Here is a 17,250-nt window from a genome sequence, read left to right on the forward strand (position 1 = left end):
TCAGGCATAGCGTGTGCAGTCCGTGCATCGGCCCGGTCTCGTCCGAACCCGCGAGCGTTACCGTTGATGCCATTTGAAAATTTGATTTTTATGATTTAAAGCGCGTCTCGCCAGCCGCTGTCGGTTGCTGTGATGCCTGGGTCATCCAAAACAATCCATGTCACTCTGGGCGCGGTTTAAATGATCAAACGCGAAAACGACAAGCCCTGCCTGTTCGTCCTCGACACCAACGTGCTGATGCACGATCCGACCGCCCTCTTCCGCTTCCAGGAACACGACATCTTTCTGCCGATGATCGTCCTGGAGGAACTGGACCGGGGCAAAAAAGGTATGTCCGAGGTCGCCCGTAACGTGCGTCAGGTCAGTCGTTTCCTCGACCAGCTCATGTGCAACGCGGACAAGCAGGAGATCGACGCGGGCCTGCCCGTCAGTCCCGCCGCGGTCAACGGCGGCGGCATCGTCCAGCCGGCGACCGGCCGTCTCTTTTTCCAGACCGAGCCGCTCGATCTCAAACTGCCGACCTCGCTGCCCGGCACGGTGCCGGACAACAACATCCTCGGCACCGCCCAGGCACTGCGCGAACTGCGCGCCGACCGCCAGGTGATCATTGTCTCCAAGGACATCAACCTGCGCATCAAGGCCGCCGTGCTCGGCATCCCCGCCGAGGACTATTCCAACGATCAGGTGCTTGACGACGCCAGCCTGCTCTATACCGGCCTGGAAGTCCTGCCGGCGGACTTCTGGGAGCACCATGAGAAGACGCTCGACGCCTGGAAGGAAGCGGGTCGGACCTTTTATCGGATCCAGGGTCCGGACATCGCCGACTGGTATCCCGCCCAATGCGTCAGTCTGGGCGAGGACGGCGCCTTCGAGGCCATGGTGCGCGAGAAGCGTACCGACACCGAAGCGGTCATCGAACTGATCGATGACTACCGCCTGCCCCGCCACGCGGTCTGGGGCATCAACGCGCGCAATCGCGAGCAGAATTTCGCGCTCAATATGCTGATGAATCCCGAGTTGGACTTCGTCACCCTGATCGGCGCCGCCGGCACCGGCAAGACCCTGCTCGCGCTGGCCGCCGGACTGGCGCAGGTGCTCGACCGCAGTCTCTATCGCGAGATCATCATGACCCGGGTCACGGTCCCGGTCGGCGAGGACATCGGTTTTCTGCCCGGCACCGAGGAAGAAAAGATGACGCCCTGGATGGGCGCGCTGATGGACAATCTGGAGGTTCTGAACCGCCCCGATGGCGGCGAATGGGGGCGCGCGGCCACCAACGACCTGATCCGCAACCGCATCCGCATTTCCTCGCTCAACTTCATGCGCGGGCGGACGTTTCTCAACAAATACATCATCCTGGACGAGGCGCAGAACCTCACAGCCAAGCAGATGAAGACGCTCATCACCCGCTCCGGTCCAGGGACGAAATTCGTCTGTCTGGGCAACATCAGCCAGATCGACACGCCCTATCTGACCGAAACCACCTCCGGCCTGACCTACGTGGTCGATCGCTTCAAGCATTGGCCGCACAGCGGGCACATCACGCTCATGCGCGGAGAGCGTTCGCGGCTCGCCGATTTCGCCTCGCAGGAGCTTTAAACCGCGTCCGGTATCATGCATTGCCGTGCATCGCCTCAGCCTTGCCTGAACCCACAAGCGTTGGAGCCGACGCGGTTTAAGTCTTGATGATTGTTTTTAAAAAACGCCGGTCGATAAGTAGCGATCCCCCCGGTCGCAGACAATGACGACGATCGTCGCGCCGCTGACCTCGGCCGAGAGACGCAGCGCCGCGGCAATCGCGCCGCCCGAGGAGATGCCGGCAAAGATCCCCTCTTTCGCCGCCAGATCGCGAGTGGTCTGCTCGGCCAGCGTCTGGGAGACATCGATGATGCGGTCGACCCCGGCGGGATCATAGATGCGTGGCAGATACGCCTCCGGCCAACGCCGGATACCAGGGATGCTGGCCCCCTCCTCCGGCTGCACGCCGACGATCTGGATCGCCAAATTCCGCTCCTTGAGATAACGCCCGGTACCCATGATGGTCCCCGTGGTGCCCATGGAACTCACGAAGTGCGTCACGCGCCCGTCCGTGTCGCGCCAGATCTCGGGACCGGTGGTCTCGTAATGGGAGGCTGGATTGTCCGGGTTGGAAAACTGATCGAGCCGGATACCCTCCCCGCGCGCCTCCATGGCGTTGGCCAGATCGATGGCCGCCTCCATGCTGCCCTCCTTGGGCGTCAGCACGATCTCGGCGCCGAAGCTCTTCATCGCCCCTCGCCGCTCCGCGCTCATGTGCTCGGGCATGATGAGCCGCATCCGATAACCCCGGATGGCCGCGGCCATCGCCAGCGCGATGCCGGTGTTGCCGCTGGTCGCTTCGATCAGGGTATCGCCGGGTTTGATGGTACCACGCTCCTCGGCGCGCCGGATCATGTTCAACGCCGGGCGATCCTTCACCGATCCGGCAGGATTATTGCCTTCGAGCTTGGCGAGGATGAGGTTGTCGGTTGCACCAGGCAGACGCTGCAAACGGACCAGTGGCGTCTTGCCGACGAATTCTTCAATGGTTGGATAGGGCATGAGATTGACTTGATCGCAGGATAACGATGGTCCGATAGTGTAAAGCCGATTTTCGGCCCATGCGCGGCGTTTCCAAGACCCGCGCGCAGCGCTAAGCCTCAGCTCCTGCCCCTATGTTCACGGATTTTAGCGCCAATCACCTGTACTCTTGTCCTCAGGCAGTCACGGCCTCTTCATTCGGATGAGTTGAGATGTCAGAATATCCAGTCTCGAATCCGTCGAACGCGGAGAAGGATCTGAAATCCACACGGAGACAAACCGTCCTGGTGGTCGACGACGCGCCCGCGAACATCGACCTGCTGGTCGGCAGCCTCAAGGAGGAATACAACGTGAAAGCGGCGACGCGCGGCGAAAAGGCGCTTCAGATCGTCCGCTCCGACCATCCGCCAGATATGATTCTGCTCGATATCATGATGCCGGGCATGGACGGTTACGAGGTCTGCCGGCAGCTCAAGGAGGATTTCACCACCCGCCATATCCCCATCATCTTCATCACCGCCAAGATCGGGATCGAGGACGAGATCCGGGGATTCGCGCTGGGCGCCGTGGACTACGTCACCAAGCCGATCAGCCCGCCCGTCGTGCAGGCGCGGGTGCGCGCGCAACTCGCGCTTTACGACCAGAATCAGGTTCTCGACCGCAAGGTCAAGGAACAGACGGCGCAACTCCATGCCACCCGCCTGCGGATCATTCAGCGACTCGGGCGCGCGGCGGAATACAAGGACAACGAAACGGGGTTGCATGTCATTCGAATGAGTCACTATTCGCACGTCCTCGGGCGTGCGGTCGGGATGAACGAACAGGAGGCCGAGTTACTCTTGAACGCCTCGCCCATGCACGACATCGGCAAAATCGGCATCCCCGACCGAGTGCTTCAGAAACCCGGCAAACTGAATCCGGACGAATGGGTCGTGATGCAAACGCACTGCCAGATCGGCGCCGATATCCTCGGCGACGCGGGCGATTCGGAGCTGCTCGACATGGCGCGCATCGTCGCCTTGACGCATCACGAGAAATGGGACGGCACGGGTTATCCACGGGGTCTCGCCGCCGAGGCGATCCCGCGCGTGGGTCGTATCGTCGCCGTCGCGGATGTCTTCGATGCCCTGACGTCCGTGCGTCCCTACAAAGCGGCGTGGCCGGTGGAACAGGCCGTCGCGCTATTGCGGCAGGAGGCGGGCACCCATTTCGACCCCCAGCTTGTCCCGCTGTTCATTGAGGCGCTGCCCGACATCCTCGACATCAAGGCGCGCCATGCCGAAGTTCAGGGTCAGTAACCAGTGAGTATCAACGCGATGAACGGGAGCCTGCGGACGCTGGTGGTCGACGATATTGGCGTGATGCGCCTATTGGTGCGAAACAATCTCCGCGCCATGGGGATCGAGAACAGCATGCTGGCGGCGAATGGCCGGGAAGCGGTCGAACTGCTGAAACAATGGCGCTTCGATCTGGTGCTCACCGACTGGAACATGCCGCTGATGGATGGCCTGGAGCTGTTGACGTACATCCGCCAATCCGAACGGCATCGAGATGTCCCCGTCATCCTGATCACCGCCGAGGGTGACCGCGACCAAGTGCGCCACGCGATCGACGCGGGCGTGTCCGAATTTCTGATCAAGCCGTTTACCCTTGGCACCTTTGAACGCAAGGTGCAGCGCGCGATCGATGGCACCGAGCCGCCCCCACTCACGCCAGACGAGATTCTGGATCTGCCCGAAACCGCCGTGCCGCGGTCGTCGCCACCCAGCGCGCATCCACATCCTGGCGTGTTCGACGCCGCCGCGACCATCCTCGCGGTCGACGACATCGCCGACAACATTCGCCTGATCACCAGCATTCTCAAGGACGACTATCGCGTCAAAGGGGCCAAGAGCGGCGCCAAGGCCTTGCAGATCGCGCGCTCCGACGAACCGCCGCACCTCATCCTGCTCGACATCATGATGCCCGAGATGGATGGACTGGAGGTGTGCCGTCAACTCAAGAGCGACCCGCGCACCCGCGACATTCCGATCATCTTTCTGACCGTCAAGGCCCAGACCGAGGACGTGATTGCCGGACTCGAACTCGGGGCGGTCGACTATGTCACCAAACCGGCCAACCCGCCGGTGCTCAAGGCGCGCATCCGCACCCATCTGCGGCTGAGTCGTCAGCAGAACGAGCTGCGCGAGCAGAGCGCGCTGGCGCTGGAGCATGCCCGTCTGCGCGAGGAAATCGAGCGGATGGCGCGGCATGACATCAAGAATCCATTGAATGCGCTGCTGGCGCTCACGCACGCGCTGGCCGGGAGCGACAATCTGCTCCCCGATCAACGGGAATCCGTGTCCGCCATGGAAGAATCGGCGCAATACGTCCTCGACATGGTGAATCATTCGCTGGCGCTCCAGCGCATGGAGATGGGCGTCTACCAACTCGCGCCGGTGGAATTCAGCATTTCGGACCTGCTCGCAAAGGTCATCGCCGAAACGCGCGCCGCCTTTGGCGCACTGCAAGTGGACATCCGGCAACCGTCATCCGCCCCCCTCATGGTGCGCGGCGAAACACTGCTGTGCCACGCGCTGTTCTCCAACCTCATTCGCAACGCGGCCGAAGCGGCGCCGCGCGACAGCCCGATCCGGATCGAGATCGAGCCGGACTTTCTGCAGGTCAGAATCGCCATCCATAACCAGGGGGCCGTTCCCGCGCCGGTCCGCGACACCTTTTTCGAGAAATACGCCACCTCGGGCAAGAAACAGGGGACCGGCATCGGCACCTATTCGGCGAAACTCATGGCCGAGACCCAGGGCGGGAGGATCGACATGGAGACCGCCGACGACACGGGAACCACGGTGTCGGTAACCCTGCCCGCCGCCTGAGGCGCGGCAACTTCATTCCGTCATTTTAGGATGAATGAGATGACCGAACGACCAACGATTCTGATCGTGGACGATGCTCCCGCCAATATCGACCTGCTCAAGGGAATTCTGCGCGAGACCTACAAGATCAAGGCGGCCACCAGCGGCGAGAAGGCGTTGCACATCGCGGCCAAAACGCCAGCGCCGGATTTGATCCTGCTCGACGTGATGATGCCCGGCATGGGCGGACACGAGACGTGCCGTCAACTGAAGGCCGATCCCGCCACGGCGGCGATCCCGATCCTGTTCGTCACTGGGCACGCGAACGCGGCGGAGCACGCAAAAGGGCTGACGCTGGGCGCGCTGGACACGCTCGTCAAACCGATCGATCCGGAGCGGTTATTGGAGCGCGTGGCCAGCGTGTTGAAAGCATAAGGCGATTTCCAACCCGGAAACCGCCGATTAAGGACGTGATCGATCATGCGCAGCCGATTCACTGGGTCTTTTCCATCCCTCTTGATCCTCGCGGTCTTGCTGGGATTGTCAGGCGGCGTGTCCGTCGCCGCCCGGGATGGAGCGACCCCGCTGCCCGCCGCCGAGATCCCGCTGTCCGAGCCGGAGCGTGAATGGCTGCGACAACACCCCCGAATTCGCGTGCACAACGAACAGGACTGGCCGCCCTTTAATTTTCACGCCAGTGGCGAGCCGCGCGGTTTTTCCATCGATTACATGAACCTGCTGGCCGGCAAGCTGGGCCTCCAGGTCGACTATCAAAGCGGCCCGAGTTGGAACCAGTTCCTGGAGCGAATCCGCGACAAGGAACTCGATCTGATGCTCAACATCGTGCAAACCGAGGAACGTCGGCAATACCTGCTCTTCACCGAGCCCTATGCGACGACCCCCAACGTCATCGTCAGCCGCTTGGACGACCCCATCCAAAGCATCGCGGAACTGGCAGGGCGCACAGTCGCCTTGCCGAAGGGGTTCTTTTACGAGGATGTGCTGACCAGGGAGTATCCAACGATTCGACGGCTGCCGGTCGCCGATGCCCTGGCATCGCTGAAGGCGGTCGCCCTCGGTCAGGCCGACGCGGCACTGGGCCGGGATGCGGTGCTGCGCTATCAGATCAAGAAAAATCTGCTGACGAACTTGAAAATCACGGGCGAGTTGACGATCAGCGACCCGGACATCGCGCACATGCGCATCGGGGTGCGCAACGACTGGCCGCTGCTGCGCTCGGCGCTCGACAAGGCGATGGCCGCGGTCGCGCCAGAGGAGATCGACGCACTGCGGCAGCGGTGGTTGCAGCAGACCTCGGCGGTCGCGGGCGGCGAGCCGGCGGGCCAGCGGGCCACGCGGTTTTCGCTCTGGTCCGCCGCGCCCTGGATTGTCGCCATGCTCGCGGTGCTGACGCTGACCCTGATCGTCCTGCGCCGGATGGGTCATGGCGTCGAGGACCGACTGATCGATCAGCGCAGTCTGCGTCAGGTCGGCTTGGCCGTCGTCGCGATCTTCCTGGCGGTGGTCTTCATGGTCGCGCTCCATGGCCTGCACGACATGGAACGTCAATTGCGCACGGAACTGGGCGAAACACTGGTTACCGTCAACCAGTCGGCGGCGCAATCGATGCGGATCTGGCTAGAGAGCCATGCGCGCGAGATTCGCGTTATGGCACAGGTACCCGCGCTTCCGCTCTGGATCCAGCAGCTCTGCGAACCGCCGCGCACCGCCGCGACCCTCCGCGACCACCCGGCGCAACAAGCGCTCCGCGAGCTGTACCGCCAGCCGCTGGAGACCATGAATGCGACGGGCTTCAGCCTCATTGCACCGGATCGCCGCATCCTCGCCGCCACGCAGGAGCGCGAGCTTGGCGAGCGCACGCGCATTGCCGTGTGGCAACCCGACTTACTGGACCGGGCGCTGGCCGGAGAGACCCTGTTCATTCCGCCGGTCTATGAAGAGACGCCGCCTCCGGAGACCGCGGACAACCCGGTGACGCACTCCGCCGCCATGTTCCTCGTCACCCCAGTGACGGACACCACGGGCCGAATCATTGCCGTGCTCGCGCTCCGTTTCGATCCACGCCTGGAATTCAGCCCCATTACCCAGGTCGCCCGGGTGAGCGAGACCGGCGAGACCTATGCCTTCGATCGCGACGCCAGGCTACTGACGCCCTCGCGTTTCGCCGATGCGCTGGCGCCTGTTGCCGCCTACTACCGGGACGAAACCAGCCTACTGGGTCTGCGCGCGCGCGATCCCGGCGGCGACTTGTTGCAGGGATATCGCCCCCCGGCCCTGCGCGCGCAATGGCCACTGACCCGGATGGCACACGTGGCCCTGAGCGGACGGGATGGCGTGGATACGGACGGGTATCGCGATTATCGCGGCGTCGAGGTCATCGGTGCATGGACCTGGTCGGCGCCGCTCGGCATCGGCCTGGCCACCGAAATCGACCTGACCGAAGCGCTCGCGCACTATCGCACCATGCGCCTGCTGGTGCTGGGCTCGCTGTTCGGGATCGCGCTCCTCGCGCTGGGTCTCACAGCGCTCCTCATCTGGCTGGGCGAGCGCACCCGCGCCCGCCTGGAAGTGCTGGTCGAGGCGCGCACCAACGAGTTGCGCAAACTGGCTCAGGCGGTCGAACAGAACCCGCTGTGCATCGTGATCACCGATGTCGAGGGGCGCATCGAACACGTCAACCCCATGTTCACCACGCTCACCGGCTATACCGCCGATGAGGCGATCGGGCAGAACCCGCGCCTCCTGAAAAGCGGCCTGACGCCGCCCGAGCGCTATGCCGATCTGTGGGAGAGCATCCAGGCCGGTCGGATCTGGCACAGCGAGATCCGCAACCGCAAGAAAAACGGCGAACTCTACTGGGGCTCCATCTCCATTGCCCCGGTCACCGACGATGCGGGCAAGGTGACGCACTTTATCGCCATGACCAGGGATCTCACCGATCGCAAGCAGGCGGAGGCGGCCCTCGCCGATGAGCGCGCGCAACTCAAATCGCTGCTCGACACCACCCCGCTCGGGGTGGCGATCTCCATCCAGGGCATCATCCGTTTTGCGAACCCCCGGTTTCTCGACATGCTCGACGTCAAGATCGGCGATCCGGTGAGCATGCACTATGTCCACCCGGAAGAACGCGCGGCGATCATCGAGCACCTGTCGCTGCAGGGCCGGGTCGAGAATCATGAATTGCAGATGTATGGGCACGGTCATCAGGTCCGGGACATGCTCGCCAACTTCATCGCGTTCAACTATCAGGGCGAGCCAGGGGTGCTCGGCTGGCTGCTCGATATCACCGACCGCAAGCAAGCGGAGGCGCGCATCCGCGAGAGCGAGGCGCGTCTGGAAGCCGCCGCCAGCGCCGCGAATCTGGGTCTGTGGGAGTATTTCCCGCTGCGGGACGAGGAGTTCGCCAATGCGAATTTCGCCGCCATGCTCGGCTATGACCCCGGCGACATTCGCGAGACGGACGACAAATGGTCGCGCGTGATCGGCGGTCAGGGGTTTCTGCGCCAGCAGATCCACCCGGATGACGTGGCGCAGGCCGCCGAGCGGTTCCGTCAACATCTGGACGGCGAGACCGCCGCCTATCGCGCCGAATATCGCGTGCGCTGTGCCGAGGGAGGCTGGAAATGGCTGCTTGACGCCGGGCAGGTGATCGAGCGCGATGCCGATGGCCAACCCGCGCGGGTGGCGGGCATTCGCGCCGACATCGACAATCTGAAGCAACTCCATGAGGCATTGGAACTGGCGCGGGACGTGGCCGAGAAGGCGACGCGGGCAAAATCGGAGTTTCTCGCCAACATGTCGCACGAGATCCGCACCCCGATGAACGCCATCATCGGCATGTCCCATCTGGCGTTACAGACCGAACTCGACCACAAACAGCGCAATTACATCGAAAAGGTCCACCGCTCGGCCGGGGCGCTGCTCGGGATCATCAACGACATCCTCGACTTCTCCAAGATCGAGGCGGGCATGCTGGACATGGAGTCGATCGACTTCCGGCTGGAGGATGTCATGGACAACCTCGCCAGTCTGCTGGGTCTTAAGGCGGAGGAACGGGGCGTCGAGCTCATGTTCGATCTGCGCCCGGAGGTGCCGACGGCGCTCATCGGCGACCCGCTGCGACTGGGTCAGATCCTGATCAATCTCGGCAACAACGCGGTGAAATTCACCGAGCCGGGCGGCGAAATCGTCGTCTCGGTCGCGGCGCTTGAAACCTCAGAGGACAGTGTTCTGCTGCACTTCACGGTGCGCGATACCGGCATCGGGATGTCGCCGGAACACCTGGAGCGACTCTTCCAGTCCTTCAGTCAGGCCGATATGTCCACCACCCGCAAATACGGCGGCACTGGGCTGGGACTCGCTATCTCCAAAAAGCTCACCGAGATGATGGGCGGTGAAATCCGGGTCGAGAGCGCGCTTGGCAAGGGCAGCACCTTCGTCTTTACCGCCCGGTTCGCGCCGCAGCGGGGCGAGGTCTCGCAACCCCGCGCCAAGACCGACGCGTTGCATCCGTTGCATGTTCTGATCGTGGACGACAATGCCACCTCGCGGGAAATCCTGTCCGAAATCCTGGCGGCCTTCGGCTTCCGGGTCGATCAGGCCGGGACCGGACCCACGGCGATCGCACTGCTGGAGCAGTCCGACGCACAGGCACCTTACGATCTGGTGCTGATGGATTGGAAGATGCCTGGGATGGACGGTGTCGAGACCATTCGCGCCATTCAGGGCAATGCCCGGATTACCCATGTGCCGACCATGATCATGGTCACCGCCTATGGCCGTGAAGAGGCGCGGCAGGCAGCGGCTGGGCTGGATCTGGCCGGCTTCCTGACCAAGCCGGTGACGCCATCCACCCTGCTCGATACCATCATGGTGGCGATCGGGCGGGAGGTCGCGTCCAGGGCGCGCGCCACCGGGCGTCAGGAAGAGGCCTCGGAGGCGATCGCCCGGCTGCGCGGCGCGCATGTGCTGCTGGTGGAAGACAACGAAATCAATCAGGAACTGGCGCTGGAACTCTTGACGATGAACGGACTGAGCGTCGAGGTCGCGAACCATGGTCAGGAGGCGCTGGAGATGCTCGCCGCCGCCAGCTACGACGGCGTGCTGATGGACTGTCAGATGCCGGTGATGGACGGCTACGAAGCAACGCGAGAGATCCGCCGACAGGCGCGCTACCAGTCGCTGCCGGTGATCGCCATGACCGCCAATGTGATGACCGGCGATCGCGAGAAGGCGCTGGAGTCGGGCATGAACGACCACATCGGCAAGCCCATCAACGTGCGCGAGATGTTCGCGACGATGGCGAAATGGATCGTCCCCGCGCAGCCAGCGGCGGAGACAATACCGGCCAGCCTTGCGGATGCCAGCCTGGAGATCCCCGATCTGCCAGGCATCGACACCGCCGCTGGCTTGGCGATCACCCAGCACAATCCGACGCTCTATCGCCGGCTGCTGCTCAAGTTCCGCGAGAGTCAGCGCGATTTCGCGGCGCAATTCGCGGCGGCGCGCATGGATGACGATCCCGAGGGCGCGACCCGTTGCGCGCACTCGCTGAAAGGCGTGGCCGGGAATATCGGCGCCACAGGGATCGAAGAGGCCGCGCGGCGGCTGGAACTGGCCTGCAACGCGCGCCAGAATCGGGACATGATCGACGCCCGGCTAGCCGACACGGTCGCGGCGCTGGAGCCGGTGCTCCGGGGGCTCGCCGCGCTGGAGAAACCCCAGGCGATCCAATCGGGAACGGGCGCGGTCGATCAGGGCGAGTTGGAGCCGATGCTGCACCGACTGCGCGCCTTGCTCCAGGACGACGACACGGACGCCGCCGACCTGATCGAGACGCTGGAGCCGCTCTTGTCCGGTACGCCCCTGACGCCTTCGCTGATCCGGATGACCCAGGCCATCGAGGAATACGATTTCGAGGCGGCGCTGACGGAACTGGACACCATGGAACGCGCACTCCAGCACACGCCCGACGGATCCTGAAGCCTTCATTCGGCAAATTGAACCGCAAAGGCGCAAAGGACGCGAAGAAAAACAAAAGGGGTTCCGGATTACTCGAAGAGCGTGATGACCTTCGCGAGCACTTCATCCATGATCAGTCGGAGCGACAATCCCGCCTCATCCAGATGCGGTTTAAGACACCTCCGACCCGCGGGCCGCGCGCAGCGTTTCCAGCGCCTGTGCGTAATCGAAATTCCGAATCTGCCAGTCCAGGGTGCGGGCCGCGGCGCCCAGGGCGGAGAACAGAAGCCCACGGGAGGCTTCGAACAGTTCGTTCGCATCGGTATCGCTACTGACAAGCAGCGCGTCCAGTCTCGTCAGTACCGCGTTGACGCGCGGCCAATCCACCGCCTCGGCGCCATCCTTCGCGGTGCGTTGAAGCGATTCCGGCGTGATTGCGGGCAAACGGCTCCGCAGCCCTTCGGTCAATTCGCCGAGCGCCCTCGTCAGCGCCGCCAGTGCCCGGTCGCGTTGCTCGGCTGGCGCGCCCTGCCGGACGAGGCGTTCCAGTTCGGCGGCCTGCTCGCGCACTCCCTCGGCCCCCAGCATGGCGCTCACGCCCTTCAGCGAGTGGGCCATTTGCCGCACCGCCGCGAGATCGTCCGTTACCATCGAGTCGGCGATGCGTGCCGCATCCTCACCGTGGCTGTCGAGAAAGGTGCCCAGCAAACGCACATAGTGGGCCGCGTCCCCGCCCAGGAAACGCAACCCCACCGCGAACTTCAGACCAGGGATGGATGCGAGCACATTCAAACCGTCTGGCGGATCGACCGGCGTGCGCAACGCGCCCGCGTCAATCGGGGCATCACCGGTACCCCACTCCGCCTGAGGTGGCGGCGGGAGCCATTTCAGGAGGCTTTTGTAGAGTTTGTTTGGTTCGATGGGCTTGGCCAGATGATCGTTCATCCCTGCCTCCAGACAGCGGCGGCGGTCTTCGTCGAAGGCGTTGGCCGTCATGGCCAGGATCGGGACGGACCGGCGCCCTGGAAGCTGGCGGATCGCGCGGGTTGCCTGCAAGCCATCCATGACCGGCATCTGGATATCCATGAGGATCAGGTCGTAGTCCGTCAACTGGGCCATGTCCAGCGCGACCCGGCCGTTCTCGGCAACGCTTGCGCGCATGCCCACCGAGTCCAGTAACTGGCAGGTCACTTCCTGGTTGACGAGGTTGTCCTCCACCAGCATGATGCGCGCGCCCTGTCGCCGTTCCAGTTCATGCGCCAGCATTTCCGGCAGCATCTGGCCACGGCCTTCGGCGTGTCCCAGCAGCGCGGCGGCCAGGGCGTCGTGGAGCACCGAAGGCGTCACGGGCTTGGCGAGAATCTCGGTGATACCGGCGCGCGCCGCCTCGTCGCGCGGAAGACTGTCACCATAGGCGGTCACCATCAGAAAATCGGGGTGGCGCGCCAGCGCGAGCGATTGCAGTTTCAAGGCCGTATCGATGCCATCCAGACCCGGCATTCTCCAGTCGATCATCAGCAGTCGATAGGGATCGCCGATGCGGTCGGCCTCGACGGCGGCGGCCAGTCCGGCCTCGCCGTTCGCCGCCGTGTCGGCGCGCATGCCAAGCTCGACGAGCAGACTGGCCAGGATGTCGCGGGCATCGGCATGATCGTCGATGACCAGCACTCGCATGTCCCGGAAGGGTTCCAGCGTCCGCGACGGCAGCGGGCAATCGCTGGCCATCCCGAAGGGGATCTCTAGCCAGAACAGACTGCCCCGGCCGGGCGCGCTGGTCGCGCCGATGCGCCCGCCCATGAGTTCGGTCAGGCGTTTGCTGATCGTCAGACCCAGTCCGGTGCCGCCAAAACGGCGCGTCGTCGACTCGTCGGCCTGCTCGAAGGCACGGAACAGACGCCCGACCTGGGCGGACGTCATACCGATACCGGTATCCGACACCTCGACCCGCAGGAGCAGGCGCTCGGGCGTTTGCTCTAGCACCTGACCCCGGATGGAGAGACCGCCCTGCTCCGTGAATTTCACGGCATTGCCGACTAGATTGAGCAGAATCTGGCTCAAGCGCACCCCATCGCCGCGCAGCGCGGGCGGCACATGATCCAGATCCACCAGTACGTCCAGCCCCTTGGCCGCGATACTGTCGGCGAGGAGGTCGCAGACATGATCGATGACCCGCGCCGGCTCGAAATCCTGTACCTCCAGCGTCATCTTGTTCGCCTCGATCTTGGAGAGATCCAGGATGTCGTTGATGATCTGCAGCAGATGCCGGGCGGAGTCGGAGAGTTTTTCAAGCTGGTCGAGCTGGCGGGAGGTCAGCGGATCGCGCCGGATCAGATGGGCATAGCCGATAACCGCGTTCATGGGGGTGCGGATTTCATGGCTCATGTTGGACAGGAAGGCGCTTTTAGCCAGGTTGGCGGCCTCCGCGGCAAGCTTCGCCGTCTCCAGTTCGGCGGTGCGGGAGGCGACCAGATCCTCCAGATGCAGACGATAGTCTTCCAGTTCGCGGGTCGTGCGGACCCGTTCGGTGATGTCCTGCACGATCCCCAACCCGGCGGTAGGCAGGCCATCGGGCGCGAATTCGAGTTCCGCCCGTTCCTCGACCCAGCGCGTCTCGTCACCGACCGAAATGCGGTGGACGATCCGGTAGGGCTCGCCGGCCAGCGTGCGATTCCAGGCATCGAGCACCAGCGCCCGGTCGTCCGGATGGATGCACGCGAGAAACCGCTCCAGGGTCAGGGGAGCGCCAATGGGCAGACCGAAGATGCGATAGGTTTCATCCGACCAGACCAACTGGTTATGCGCGATCTCCAGACGCCAGTGACCCGTCTGGGAAACCGCCTGGGCGCGATTCAGAAAAGACTCGCTCTGGCGCAACGCGCGCACGACCTCCAGACGATCCCGATGGAGCAGCGCCATGCCGAGCTGATCGGCGACCTGGCAGCCGAACACCACCTCATCCGCGCTCCAGGCGTAGGAACGGCCGACCTGCTCGAAACAGATCACGCCCCGCTGGCGCCCGCCCGACACGATACTGCAATCCAGCAGGGACGTAATTCCCAGCGGTCGGAGATACTGCTCGACATACCCGGCGGTGCGCGGATCCGTCAAGGCATCGCTGGCGTCCAGATAGCGAGCGGTTTTCAGCGCCTGAAACTCCGCGCGACAGGCCTGCTCCTCCAGAATCTCGCCACGGGTATGACGGCCAGCGGTTGCGTCGAACGCATCCACGCATTCGAGCAGGCTCGCATCCGCGTCGAAGCACCAGACGGAGACCCGCGCGATCCCGAGCGCCAGACCGAGCCGTTCCGTCAATTCCCCCGCAAACCGCTCCAACTCGCCATTGATGCCCGCTTCCGAGACGCTGAGTTCGCGGATCAAGCGGGTATGCAACTGAAGCCGCTCGGTGCGCTCCGATTGCTCGCGCTCGCGGGCCTTCTGCTCGGTGATGTCGCGCCAGACCGCCGAAATCAGCGGACGTCCGCCATGATTCACCATCCTGAACGTGATGGCGACATCCCGGAGTCCGCCATCCTTGCAGCGGTGGCGGGTCTCGAATCCGGCGACACTGCCGTCGAACATGGCGGCGACATTCGCAGCGATCCGTTCCTGCGAGTGGTCGGTCTGAATGTCGGATACCGAGAGTTGCGAAAACTCCTGGCGTGTGTAGCCGAGTCCCTGATGGGCGGCGGCGTTGAACTGCATGAAGCAGTTGGTCAGCGGATCCACCAGAAGAATGGCGTCCGTGGTCTGGCCAAACATCGTTTCGACCAGCGTCTCCTGCTCCCGGAGCACGCGCTCCGCTTGTCGGCGATCGACGATGTCGACCAGACGACGCACGATGGTTTGCGCCAACTGCACTTCTTCCGGCAGAAAGGGAGCGTCATCCAAGCCCGGCGGCGGCGCGCGGTCGTAGGCGAGTGTCAGACACATGGGTTCGCCCTGCCCGGTTCGGTCCTCCGCCGTCAGCATCCAGTCCGTAACGGCAAACCCCGGCGTGACGTATTCACGCTCGCTCCATTGGATCCGGGCGGTCGCCAGCTCGGGAAATTGCAGGCCAGGCCCCATCAGTTCAACCACGCGACGCAGGATCGTCTCAATCGGGGTCGCGGACTCCTCGGAGACGCGAAAGACCTCGTAGAGACAGCGTTGCTCCTTCACGCGCTCGCCCAGCAGAAAACGCTCCCGTTGGAGTTGCGCCTCGGCCCGCTTGCCGTCGGTGATGTCGCGGATGATGGTGACGCAGCCCTGACCGTCGGCCACGCGGCTCACCCGGGCATCGTAATAACGCAGACCATCCGACATCGGCAGGGCGTAGTCGAACACCACCAACTCGCCGGTGCGTAGCGCGGCGGCAAGCTTCTCGTTGAAGCGCGCGGCGACCTCGGGCGGCAGCACCTCATCGACCCGCTTGCCGAGAAACACCTCGGGCGGAACATAGAGCGACGCGTCCCGGCGCGTCCGGTAGTCCAGCAGGGTGCCATCGGCATCGGTCAGAAAATACAGATCCGGGATCGTCAGGCAGGATTCCAGGATAAATTCCTGCAATTGCGCACGGCGCTCGGCCACGCGCGCGCCGAGGTCGGGGTGGAGGTCGGTCGTGCTCATGCAGGCTCTGGTGGCAGGGGATCGGCGAACCGCTCCCGGACCTCGGCAAAGGCTTCGCGGACCGCGAAGAAGGCGTCGACGACGGTCGGATCGAAGTGCCGTCCCCGCTGTTCGAGAATAAAGTTGGCCGCCGCCTCCGGTTCCCAGGGAGCCTTGTAGACACGGCGCATGGTCAGTGCGTCATAGACATCGGCGAGCGCCATCAGACGGGCCGGCAGCGGGATCGCCTCTCCCGCCAGCCCCTGCGGATAACCGCTTCCATCCCATTTCTCGTGATGGCTCATGGCAATAACCTCGGCCACCTCCAGCATGGCCAGCGGTCGCGGCTTGGCGTCGTCCGTCCCGCCCGCGCTCAGGAGCAGCGACTTGTCGATGGCGCGCCGAATCGCCTCGGCGCCAACGCGGGCATGCGTCTTCATGATCTCCCACTCCTCGGGATCCAGCTTGCCGGGTTTGAGCAAAATCCGATCCGCAATGCCGATCTTGCCGATGTCGTGCAGCGGCGCGGCCTTGACGATGACGCTAAGGCGCGACGCGTCGAGGTCGGCCGCGAAATCGGGATGGCACTGAAGCTGGCGGCCCAGGAGATCGACATAGGTCTGCGTGCGCAGAATATGATTACCGGTCTCGGTGTCGCGCGTCTCGGCCAGTTCCAGGATGACGGCCAGACTGACGTTCTGAATCAGCAGATTTTCGCGGGTGCGCCGGTCGACCTCGGTTTCCAGCCACGCATTCTGCACCGACAACCGATCGCGGGATTGTTTGATCTCCAGATGCGTGCGCACGCGCGCGAGCATGATCGCGGGCTTCACCGGCTTGACGAGATAGTCCACCGCGCCGAGCCGAAGTCCCTTTTCCTCATCGATGTCATCGCTCAAGGCCGTGACGAACATCACCGGGATTCGCCGGGTTCGCGCATCCGCGTTTAACCGGGCCAGCGTGGCATAGCCATCCATGCCCGGCATCATGACATCCAGCAGGATCAAATCCGGATATGGCGCGACGAGGACCGCCGCCAGTGCCTGCTCGCCGGTCTTGCAGGCGCGGACCTGATAGTCCGGGTTCAAAATTTTCGTCAACACCGACAGATTGGCCGGCTCGTCGTCGACGATCAAAACAGTCGGCTTTAACATTGCCTCTGACCCAAGAAATCCGCCTCACGCCGCGCGGACGACCAAGAGAAAACCGCGTCCAGCGTGCAAGCGTCATAATGCCGCCTTGCTCAACGTCGCTGCCACCCAAAGCGCTCCGC

The 17,250-nt window shown here is 63.7% G+C and carries 8 protein-coding genes; 5 read left to right on the forward strand and 3 right to left on the reverse strand.

Translation table 11 applies throughout. From position 1 onward, the window contains the following. The first annotated feature begins 180 nt into the window (after positions 1 to 180). Positions 181 to 1,599, forward strand: a complete 1,419-nt coding sequence (locus tag THIVI_RS05850; protein ID WP_014777708.1) for a PhoH family protein — start codon at positions 181 to 183, stop codon at positions 1,597 to 1,599. A gap of 96 nt (positions 1,600 to 1,695) precedes the next feature. On the opposite strand, the gene cysM is transcribed toward THIVI_RS05850, so the two are convergent. Continuing rightward, positions 1,696 to 2,580 (reverse strand): cysteine synthase CysM, encoded by an 885-nt coding sequence (gene cysM / locus THIVI_RS05855; protein WP_014777709.1) that lies wholly within the window; start codon positions 2,578 to 2,580, stop codon positions 1,696 to 1,698. A 191-nt stretch (positions 2,581 to 2,771) separates the two neighbouring features. Here cysM and THIVI_RS05860 point away from each other — a divergent pair, with 191 nt between their 5' ends. From THIVI_RS05860 to THIVI_RS22545, 4 genes are all read left to right on the forward strand, one after another. Beyond that, the gene (locus tag THIVI_RS05860) at positions 2,772 to 3,857 is read left to right on the forward strand and encodes a response regulator (RefSeq protein WP_014777710.1); all 1,086 of its coding nucleotides are present in this window, start codon (positions 2,772 to 2,774) and stop codon (positions 3,855 to 3,857) included. A gap of 18 nt (positions 3,858 to 3,875) precedes the next feature. After that, on the forward strand, positions 3,876 to 5,432 hold the full coding sequence (locus THIVI_RS05865; protein ID WP_014777711.1) for a response regulator: 1,557 nt from the start codon (positions 3,876 to 3,878) through the stop codon (positions 5,430 to 5,432). A 39-nt stretch (positions 5,433 to 5,471) separates the two neighbouring features. Beyond that, entirely contained in the window at positions 5,472 to 5,846 is a 375-nt protein-coding gene (locus THIVI_RS05870) for a response regulator (protein WP_014777712.1), read from the forward strand. A gap of 117 nt (positions 5,847 to 5,963) precedes the next feature. Continuing rightward, a complete protein-coding gene (locus THIVI_RS22545; protein ID WP_169315564.1) occupies positions 5,964 to 11,414 on the forward strand; it encodes a response regulator in 5,451 nt (1,816 codons plus the stop codon). 150 nt (positions 11,415 to 11,564) lie between these two features. Here THIVI_RS22545 and THIVI_RS22550 read toward each other — a convergent pair whose 3' ends face one another. Both THIVI_RS22550 and THIVI_RS05885 read right to left on the reverse strand, forming a co-directional pair. After that, positions 11,565 to 15,998: a response regulator gene (locus THIVI_RS22550; RefSeq protein WP_014777714.1), complete on the reverse strand. Its 4,434-nt coding sequence runs from the start codon at positions 15,996 to 15,998 to the stop codon at positions 11,565 to 11,567. Next, complete coding sequence (locus THIVI_RS05885) at positions 15,995 to 17,131, reverse strand: response regulator (protein WP_014777715.1); 1,137 nt, start codon at positions 17,129 to 17,131, stop codon at positions 15,995 to 15,997. The genes THIVI_RS22550 and THIVI_RS05885 overlap by 4 nt, the downstream gene beginning before the upstream one ends. Between the last annotated feature and the right edge of the window lie 119 nt (positions 17,132 to 17,250).

This window comes from Thiocystis violascens DSM 198 (genome assembly GCF_000227745.2).
In the GTDB taxonomy this organism is placed as follows: Bacteria; Pseudomonadota; Gammaproteobacteria; order Chromatiales; family Chromatiaceae; genus Chromatium; species Chromatium violascens.

Coding starts and splice junctions, on each gene's coding strand:
- THIVI_RS05850 (WP_014777708.1), top strand. CDS start 181: ATGATCAAACGCGAAAACGACAAGCCCTGCCTGTTCGTCCTCGACACC.
- cysM (WP_014777709.1), bottom strand. CDS start 2,580: ATGCCCTATCCAACCATTGAAGAATTCGTCGGCAAGACGCCACTGGTC.
- THIVI_RS05860 (WP_014777710.1), top strand. CDS start 2,772: ATGTCAGAATATCCAGTCTCGAATCCGTCGAACGCGGAGAAGGATCTG.
- THIVI_RS05865 (WP_014777711.1), top strand. CDS start 3,876: ATGAACGGGAGCCTGCGGACGCTGGTGGTCGACGATATTGGCGTGATG.
- THIVI_RS05870 (WP_014777712.1), top strand. CDS start 5,472: ATGACCGAACGACCAACGATTCTGATCGTGGACGATGCTCCCGCCAAT.
- THIVI_RS22550 (WP_014777714.1), bottom strand. CDS start 15,998: ATGAGCACGACCGACCTCCACCCCGACCTCGGCGCGCGCGTGGCCGAG.
- THIVI_RS05885 (WP_014777715.1), bottom strand. CDS start 17,131: ATGTTAAAGCCGACTGTTTTGATCGTCGACGACGAGCCGGCCAATCTG.